Origin of the sequence: Micromonospora sp. ATA51 (genome assembly GCF_016802855.1) — a bacterium.
In the GTDB taxonomy this organism is placed as follows: domain Bacteria; phylum Actinomycetota; class Actinomycetes; order Mycobacteriales; family Micromonosporaceae; genus Micromonospora; species Micromonospora sicca.
In genome coordinates this window covers 1-8,487 of sequence record NZ_JAEVHJ010000298.1, presented here as the reverse complement: position 1 = coordinate 8,487, position 8,487 = coordinate 1, and the positions used below count along the sequence as shown (strand labels likewise).

Here is an 8,487-nt window from a genome sequence, read left to right as displayed (position 1 = left end):
GCGGCGGCAGACTCGCGTGACAGACCTGGAGGGTGCTGATCAGCGTCGGTGATGGTGTCCGGCATCCCGATGCGACAGCTCCGCTCGGCCGGCAGCTGTGGCGCGTCGGGTGCGAGAGCGATCGCCGTTACCAGTGGCTGGAACGGGTGATCGTCCTGGCGTCTTCGCCGAGGAGGTCGGTATAGGTGTCGATGTCGATGGTGTCGTGGTGGCAGCGTTCGATGAGCCGCGTCAATCGATGGCCGATCTCCTCCGCGTCGAGGTCGAGGCGTTCGCACAGGTCATGGTGGGCGTTGACGAGCGGTTCGGTGATCTCCTCGGGTTCGGTGCGGGTGATGTGATAGGCGTCGCGGAGGTGTCCGGAGAGGTCGTCCCAGACGAGGATGGCTTCTTCGACGAGATCGAGCATGGCGGTGGTGGCGGGCCGGGCGCAGAGAATCTCAATTTCGGCGGCCAGCTGATGGCCGGCGGCTTCGACGTCGGAGATCTGCCACCTGCTGCCGGTGGTCGCATTGGAGGCGTCGCGGATGGCGGCGCGGGCGTCGTGCAGGCCGGTGTGGTCGGTGGTGTCGAGGAGGCCGGCTTCACCGAGCAGCTGGGTGGCGAAGAGGCGGTCCCGCAGGGCGTGTTCCACGACGAGGTTTGCCAGTTGTCGAGGGGGGAGCCGCCGCACGGCTTCGAGATAGTGGGCGTGTTCGGGCTCACCAGGGGTGGCGCCAGGTGGGGTCGCGGCGCCCGAGAAGGCGGTGCCGGCGTGGAATGCGGTGAGTGCGGTGGCGACGGCGTGGGCGCAGAAGTCGTCGCCGACGGTTCCGCAGTCGCAGTCGGTGGTGAAGAGGCCGCCGACGATGCCGATCCAGGGTTGGAAGACGCCGTCGTGGCTGTGGACGACGGCTTGGACGCCGCCGCCGGCCGGTTCGAGTTCGCCGACGCTGCCGTTACTCAGCAGCCGTGCCGCGGCCTCGGCCACCGTGGTGGGGACGGATTCCCGGAACGCGTCGATGTCGATTCGGACTGCCACGGGCGGGCACTCTACCGGCCAGGGTGGAGGCGGGCGGCGTCGAGCTTGGCCAGGAACGCCGGCCGGCGCCGGTGCTGTCCACGCAACTCGTCCAGGTATTTGGCGAACTGGTCGGTTTCGCCGGTGGCCGCGTACACGTCACGCAGATGGCGGAGCATCGTGATGGCTGTGTCGTAGCGGCGCTTGTCATGCGAGTCCAGCAGATGGGCGTTGACGAGTGCCCGGTAGGGCTCGCGCACGTCGGCCGGATGGCCCTGTTGCCGACGGTGCAGGAGTTCGACGCGTTGCCGGGTGGGCAACTCGTCCAGGCGTGCGAGTCCGGTGTGCCAGGCCTCATCATCACGGCCGGTGTGGTGCAGCGCGTCGATCAGGTGAGGCAGGTAGCCGGGCTGCTGGGCGACGCGGTCGCGTACCACGGTCAGCGCCCACTCGGTGGGGGTTTCGTCGCGGTCGGTCTCGGCCACCGTCGCCAGCAGTGGCCGGAGGTTGTCGATGGTCGGCTGCTTGTCGAACGCAGCCCGACGCTCGGCCACCGCGGCCCGCGGATCGCCGGTCTCGATCAGCAGCCCCACCAGCAGGTCACGCAGCCGCGCGGATTGGTGGCCGGTGGGGTGTTCGGCGAGTCCGCGTCGGGCCCAGCCGATCGCGTCGGCGGGCCGTCCCGCCTCGGCCAGCACCCGTACGACGCGCTCGTACTGGTCAGCGCTGACCAGGTGCTCCGCCAGCACGGCCACGTACCGGTCCACGTCGCCGGAGACCTCGGCGAGCTGCTCGCGTAGGTGCCGTACCGTCCACTGCTGGTGCCAGTTGTCGGGATCCGCCACCGCGGCACGCTGCTCGACCAAGCGGGTCACCTCGGCCAGGCCTTTCGCCCCGAGAGCCGGCGCCCACTCGCGCAGGATCACGTCCGGCCAGCCAGGGCCGTCGCAGACGAGCCGGACCAGCCACGCGGCCAGGCCAGCGGGTCGTGGCGGTGCGGCCCGGCACGCCCGGGCGTAGAGCTCCATCAGATAGGCGAGGTCGTTGCCGAGTACCCCGGAGGAGCTGTCCATGTACATCAAGGCGGTCGTCATCCGATCGACTGCCGTGCGCAGCACCGGCACCGCGACCGCCGCGTCACCCGCATCGATCAGCCGGGCGCAGCGGTCCGCGACCTCACGCGCCGCCTGCGAGTAGGCCTGCCGGCCCGCGTACGGGTCACGACGGCGATCTCGCCGCAACCGGTCCACCAGCACAGTCAGCTCATTCTCGTTCCCTGCGCTCACCGGTACATCACACCAGAACGCCCGCGACGACCCGGGCGGGCTGCGTGGTGTTCAGCGAACCTGATGCGGGTTACCGCCTGGTGGGGACGGGTGGCCATCATGCCCGCTTGCTTCGTGCGCTAGGGCAGGTCGGCGGTGAGTTCATCGCGCCACTGTGCGAAGCGTTTGCGCATCTCGCCGATGTGAGCGGGGTCGGCACCGTAGGCGGCGAAACGTCGGTCCGGGTAGCGCTCCAGCATTCCGAACAGGTCCGCCAGGATGCGCCGGTCGAACCCCGCGTCTGATTGTTCGGCCAGCTCGCACAGCCGCGTCCGGGTGTAGCGACCGGTCACGAGCGCCGCGTCGATGTCCAGAAAGTCTCGGGGCTCGGCACGCGTGTACAGGGCAGACATCTTGCCCGCGACGACATCGTCGGCGTGCAGCACCGGCCCGACGTCCATCATCACCGGCGGCAACGCGCGCCAATTGGCCGCCAGCTTGACCTTGTACGGGTGCTCAGGTTGAGCGGGATCGGTGACCGCGAGCCGGGCGAAGGTGTCGAACTGCTGCGTCACCTCGACGGAATACCCGCCGTCGAGGTAGCCGTCGACCACCGCGTCCACTGCTGCGGCGAACTCCCCACGCCGCTCCCACGCCGTGAACAGGTCGACGTCCTCGCTCGGACGGTCCAGGATGCCGTGGGCCTGCACGTAGCCGCCGGCCAACGCGAACCCGTAGCGGGCAGCAACCCGCAGTCCGATCTCCGCCAGGCGGACGTGAACCTGATCCACTCTTACCCGGCCAGCGTCCGCGGCGGCGTCGTCAGCTCGGGAAAGCGTGCCTGCCACAACGCCCGCAGCCGGGCCGGGAGCCACAAGCTGGGCCACAGTCGGCGCAGCGTCGGGCCGTGCAACCACCGGCACAAGTCCGTGACCGAATTAGCCTGGTTCAGCACCGTCTGGTACATCAGCTGCAGATCACCGGCGTCGTCCAGGTCATAGGTGCTGTCGCCGGACCAGTCCAGCCACCGATCGAGTGTCACCACACCGCGAACCGGACCGCGCAGGTCGGACAGGGTGGCGGCGACCACGAAATGCCGCTGGTCCACGTACCGTGACCCAGGCGGTGCGCCATTGCCGCCGGCCATGTCTCTACCTCCTGCCCAGATCGTACGTGTGAGCGGCGTCGCCGGCTGGCACGACATCGACCTGCCGGCCATCTGACCTCCCGGGCTCGGCCTGCGGGCCACCGCCCTGGTGAACGGGTCATCGGAGGCGGGGGCGGCGGAGGCAGTGGCCTGATGGTCACCGCTGGGAAGGATGAACACCCGCATGCCGATCCCGCACTACAGGCGGGGTCAGGGTGCCGCCGCCCGCTGGCGCGACGTTCTCGTGCCGGATGTCGGCAGCTCCGGTCGACCATCCCGGGCCGCGGGTCCGCTGGTGCCCGAGCCGACGTGGCGGACGGACTGGGTGGCGCTGGGCACTGCCCACCTTGCGGAAGGATACGCTCGCGGCTGCCCGGGCCAGATGTCGTGGAGGTGACCTTGGCACGGCTGGTGCTGACCGAGGACGAGGAGTCCGTGCGCGTCGCGGTGGGGACACGTTCCTTCGTCCAGGCGCGGGCGCACCTGGATCGCGGCGCGCTGGTCGACGTGCAGTGGGATCCGCGGGCGGGGCGCGCTCATGCCCGGCTCCGCGGCGAGCTGCCCGGCACGGTGATCGCCATCGCGCGCACCGATCCGAGTGGCGACATCACGGCGGTGGAGGGATCGTGTAGCTGCGGTGACGATCCGGGCTGCGCCCATCCGGCCGCGTTGATCCTCGCCGTCGTGTCGGCCCGAGGTGTGCCCCGCCCGCGGGCCGTGGCGCCACCGCCGGCGTGGGAGACCGCGCTGTCCCCGCTGGTCGGTACGGCGCCCGAGGCTTCCGCCGATCCGGTGTCGGACCGGGCCGGCGTCGGGTTGCAGTTCGATCTCGCGGCTGCCGGGCAGGCCGGCGCGGAATCGTCGTGGCGGATCGCTCTGCGCCCTGTGGTGCCAGGCCGCAGCGGGTGGGTGCGGTCGGGGATCTCCTGGTCGAATCTCGGCTACGCCTGGTACGGGCAGCCGAGGCGGGTGGAGCGGCACTGGCAGCTACTCAAGGAGATCCTGGCTCTGTCCACGGCGGCCGAGGACCGGCACTACTACAGCGGCTACCAGCAGATGGTCTACCTGGACGCGTTCGCGAGCCGGCGGATCTGGGACCTGCTGAGCGAGGCTCAGGAGACCGGGTTGCCGATGGTGCAGGCCGGAAAGGCGGCCGGGCGTGTCGTCGTGTGTCGGGAACCGGCGCGGGTGTCGGTACGGGTCGACCGGACCGGTGACGACCTGCTGCTCGTACCAACCTTGCTGGCCGACGGCGTGCCGGTCGCACCGGATTCGTCCCTGCTGGTGGGCCAGCCGGTCCACGGCGTCGCCTGGTGGGGGGTGCTGGGACACGCCGCCCCGCAGCCCCGCGACAGGGTGCTGCGGCTCGCGCCGCTGGCGCGGCCGCTGGAGCCGGGCATCGCCGGCATGCTGGCAAACCCGGCGATCCGGATCCCCGCCGACGACGAGGCACGGTTCTTCGAGCAGTACTATCCGAGTCTGCTAAGGCAGGCGGAATTGGTCGCGGCGGATCCGTCGGTTCGGTTGCCTGATCTCGGGGCAGCGGCCTTGACGTTGACCGTGGACCGTATGGTCGGGCATCGGCTCTCGCTGAGATGGGAGTGGGTGCTGCCGGTCGGTGACCGTCATCATCGGGAGCCGCTGTGGGGGCCAGCACCGTCGCACACGCTGCCGACCGCGAGAAGGTGGTGCGGCGGGTCACCGAGCTGGTCGCCGACCCGGCGCTGGGCCTGCTGGAGTCAACGCCTGCGGGGCCTCGGCTGGCGGCCACCGCCGATGTGGCCGGCGACACGATGATCCGGTTCCTGAACGACATCCTGCCCCGGCTGACCGAGATTGACGGCGTCAACGTCGTCGCGCATCTCGACGACGCGGGCCCCGCCTACCAGGAGACGCAGCGGGCCCCGGTCATCACGTTCGCCGGCGCAGACACCGGCGGGCAGCCGGACTGGTACGACCTGTCGGTACAGGTGACGGTCGGCGGTGAGCAGGTGCCGTTCGACGAGCTCTTTGTCGCGCTCGCCGCGGATCAGCAGTACCTCATCCTGCCCAGCGGCACGTACTTCAGCCTCGACCGTGCCGAGTTCCGCCAGCTGCGCGACCTGATCGCCGAGTCCCGCGCGCTGGACGACCCGCCGCCCGGGGTGCTGCGGGTAGGGCGCTTCCAGGCCGGGCTGTGGCAGGAACTGGCGGAACTGGGCGAGGTCACCGGCCAGGCCGCCGCCTGGCAGGAGGCGGTACGCTCACTGTCCGACGCGGGCAACCGCGTCGAGCATCCGGTCCCATCAAGGCTGAAGGCCATGCTGCGGCCGTACCAGCAGGACGGATTCCGGTGGCTGGCCGCCCTGCACGAGCACCGACTCGGGGGGGTCCTCGCCGACGACATGGGCCTGGGCAAGACCCTGCAGGCATTGGCGTTGATCTGCCACGTCCGCGAGCTCGGCGGTGCGCGGGCGCCGTTCCTGGTAGTCGCCCCCGCCAGCGTCGTGCACAATTGGGCGAGCGAAGCAGACCGGTTCGCACCGGACCTCGTGGTCAGCGCCATCACCCAGACCCGCGCGCGACGTGGCGCGACGCTCGCCGACGCAGTCCGCGGTGCGGATCTGGTGGTCACCTCCTACACCCTGTTCCGACTCGAGTTCGAAGACTACGAGGCGGTCGACTGGGCCGGACTGATCCTCGACGAGGCCCAGTTCGTCAAGAACCCCCATTCCCAGGGATACCGCTGCGCGAAGCAACTCCCGGCACCGTTCAAGCTCGCCATCACCGGCACGCCGATGGAGAACAACCTCCTCGAACTGTGGTCGCTGCTGTCCATTACCGCGCCTGGCCTGTTCCCCCGCGCGGACCGGTTCACTGATCACTACCGCAATCCGATTGAGAAGGCCCACGACCCGGAACGGCTCGCCCAGCTACGACGGCGGATCCGGCCGCTGATGCTGCGCCGCCGGAAGGCCGACGTGGCCGCCGACCTGCCGGACAAGCAGGAACAGGTCATTGAGCTGGACCTCAACCCGAAACATCGCAAGGTGTACCAGACCTACCTGCAGAGGGAGCGGCAGAAGGTGCTCGGCCTGCTCGGCGACCTGCAGCAGCACCGGTTCGAGATCTTCCGGTCACTGACCCTGCTGCGGCAGGCCAGCCTCGACGTCACCCTGGTCGACCCGAAACACCGTGCCGTGCCGTCAACCAAACTGGACGTGCTGGCCGAGCAGGTCAGCGATCTCGTCGCCGAAGGCCACCGGACTCTGGTGTTCAGCCAGTTCACCCGGTTCCTGGACGCCGCCCGGGCGCGGCTGGAGGCAGCGGGCATCCACTGCTGCTACCTCGACGGGGCCACCCGCGACCGCGCGACGGTGCTCGCCGAGTTCAAGAACGGTACGGCACCGGTGTTCCTAATCAGCCTCAAGGCCGGCGGTTTCGGGCTGAACCTGACCGAGGCCGACTACTGCATCCTGCTTGACCCGTGGTGGAACCCCGCCACCGAGGCGCAGGCCGTGGACCGCGTGCACCGCATTGGGCAGACCCGCAACGTGATGGTGTATCGCCTGGTCGCCAAGGACACGATCGAGGAAAAGGTGATGGCGCTCAAGGCCCGTAAGGCCGAACTGTTCGGAAGCGTCCTCGACGGCGGTGATTTCGCGTCCGCGCAGCTGACCGCCGCCGACATCCGAGACCTGCTCCAATAGCGCACCTCGCGGCGGGCCTCACGCCGGTCGCGGCGGCCGACCGGGGTGCCGACCGCAGCGAGCAGCGATGATTACCACCCCGGGCCGGCGGCTGCCTCTCCACAGTGTCCGCTGACTGCCGTAGAATTACGGCATCGGCACCCGTGCTGTGCATGGGTGCCGCGAATTTGTGTACGAATCCCCCTCGGACACTCCCGCGTAGCAACCGTGCGACGTCGGACGTCCAGGTGGTCAAGCGTGCTTGACCACCTGATTTCACTCTCTGTTACCGCCGTTGGTGGCAGCCTCGTCGTTGGGCGAGGTGGGTCATGACTGACCGGCCAATCGATTCGGTGATCCCGGCGGTGGTTTCGTCAGGCGGGCTCAAGATCCGCGGTGACTCGCGTGCCGCGATGAGGCGACCGCCTCTGCCGCTGGCGCGGCTTGCTCCTACTCGTGACGGCAGCACGGTGTATGGGCTGGCGACTCTTGATGTGCATGGCCGCGTCGCTGATCGGGCGGTGATGACCGCTCTCGGCTGGGCTCCTGGCCTCAGGCTGAGCATCAGGGAAAGCGGCGGTCTGATCATCGTCGACCCGCGCGGGGTGTTCCAGGTGACGAAAGAGGGCCATGTGCGGTTGCCCGCTGTGGTCCGCCAGTGGTGCGGGTTGACGGCCGGCAACCGGGTGCTGCTGGCGGCCGATCCGAAGGCCGGACGTCTCGTGCTTCACCCGCCGGCCTCGCTGGACGCGGTGGTCGCCCGAGTGCACGACGAGGCGTTCGCGGGTGGTGAGTCGTGAGTGGCGTGGCGGGCAAGGCCGAGCTGGAGGCCGCTCGGTTGTTGCTGTCGCGGATGGGCGTCTCGCCAGCAGATCTGGTGGCGGCGGCGTCGGATCGTCCGCCGGCTCCGACGTTCGCGGAGTATGTGCCGGTGGTTGCGGCTGCGGTGAGTGCTGGGACGCGGCGGGCGTACGGGTCGTACTGGAAGCGCGTGGTCGAGCATTGGGGCCAGCGGCGTATTGATGAGCCGACGCCGTCGGAGATTGAGCGGCTGGCGGATTACGTCAAGTCGCATGTGGTGGCACGGCGTAACGCGCGGGGTGGGCGCAGCGCGGCGGAGCATCTGATCGCGGCTCTGCGCTGTCTGTACCGGCGGCCGGTCGCCGACGGGTTCATGTCTGAGGCAGAGAACCAGGCGTTAAAGGTGGCGAAGCCACGGCGGTTGCCGAGCACCCGGCGGGCATTGGCGGACACCCGGTTGGCGGAGATCAACGAGGTAGCGGCGTCCACGGGTGACGATCCGGCGTTAGAGCCTGGTAAATAAGGGTTTCAGGTGTGTTGGTGGCGGGCGAGGCGGCGGGTCATCATGATGATCATGGCCCATTGGACCATCGCGGCGTGGTGGGC

General features: G+C 69.4%; 8 protein-coding genes. 4 read left to right on the top strand and 4 right to left on the bottom strand.

Going from position 1 to position 8,487, the window contains the following annotated elements:
• Positions 1-127 precede the first annotated feature (127 nt).
• The 4 genes from JNW87_RS30645 to JNW87_RS30630 all read right to left on the bottom strand — a co-directional run bounded on the left by JNW87_RS30645 (position 128) and on the right by JNW87_RS30630 (position 3,355).
• Positions 128-970: a hypothetical protein gene (locus JNW87_RS30645; RefSeq protein ID WP_238454861.1), complete on the bottom strand. Its 843-nt coding sequence runs from the start codon at positions 968-970 to the stop codon at positions 128-130.
• 62 nt (positions 971-1,032) lie between these two features.
• On the bottom strand, positions 1,033-2,286 hold the full coding sequence (locus tag JNW87_RS30640) for a DUF6880 family protein (RefSeq protein WP_238454860.1): 1,254 nt from the start codon (positions 2,284-2,286) through the stop codon (positions 1,033-1,035).
• A gap of 119 nt (positions 2,287-2,405) precedes the next feature.
• On the bottom strand, positions 2,406-3,056 hold the full coding sequence (locus JNW87_RS30635) for a nucleotidyl transferase AbiEii/AbiGii toxin family protein (protein ID WP_238454859.1): 651 nt from the start codon (positions 3,054-3,056) through the stop codon (positions 2,406-2,408).
• A 2-nt stretch (positions 3,057-3,058) separates the two neighbouring features.
• Entirely contained in the window at positions 3,059-3,355 is a 297-nt protein-coding gene (locus tag JNW87_RS30630; RefSeq protein WP_236647357.1) for a hypothetical protein, read from the bottom strand.
• Between the two features lie 450 nt (positions 3,356-3,805).
• On the opposite strand from JNW87_RS30630, the gene JNW87_RS30625 reads away from it, so the two are divergent.
• The 4 genes from JNW87_RS30625 (at position 3,806) to JNW87_RS30610 (ending at position 8,404) form a co-directional block, all read left to right on the top strand.
• Positions 3,806-5,209 (top strand): hypothetical protein, encoded by a 1,404-nt coding sequence (locus JNW87_RS30625; RefSeq protein WP_238454858.1) that lies wholly within the window; start codon positions 3,806-3,808, stop codon positions 5,207-5,209.
• On the top strand, positions 5,206-7,101 hold the full coding sequence (locus tag JNW87_RS30620) for a DEAD/DEAH box helicase (protein WP_309234114.1): 1,896 nt from the start codon (positions 5,206-5,208) through the stop codon (positions 7,099-7,101). The genes JNW87_RS30625 and JNW87_RS30620 overlap by 4 nt, the downstream gene beginning before the upstream one ends.
• Positions 7,102-7,409: 308 nt before the next feature.
• Positions 7,410-7,880, top strand: coding sequence for a hypothetical protein (locus JNW87_RS30615; protein ID WP_238454857.1), 471 nt, complete (start codon positions 7,410-7,412; stop codon positions 7,878-7,880).
• Complete coding sequence (locus JNW87_RS30610; RefSeq protein WP_238454856.1) at positions 7,877-8,404, top strand: integrase; 528 nt, start codon at positions 7,877-7,879, stop codon at positions 8,402-8,404. Before JNW87_RS30615 ends, JNW87_RS30610 begins: the two co-directional genes overlap by 4 nt.
• Positions 8,405-8,487 lie beyond the last annotated feature (83 nt).

Excerpts from the sequence above, each read along its gene's own strand:
- JNW87_RS30620 (WP_309234114.1), top strand. The coding sequence starts at position 5,206 with ATGATCCGGTTCCTGAACGACATCCTGCCCCGGCTGACCGAGATTGAC.
- JNW87_RS30615 (WP_238454857.1), top strand. The coding sequence starts at position 7,410 with ATGACTGACCGGCCAATCGATTCGGTGATCCCGGCGGTGGTTTCGTCA.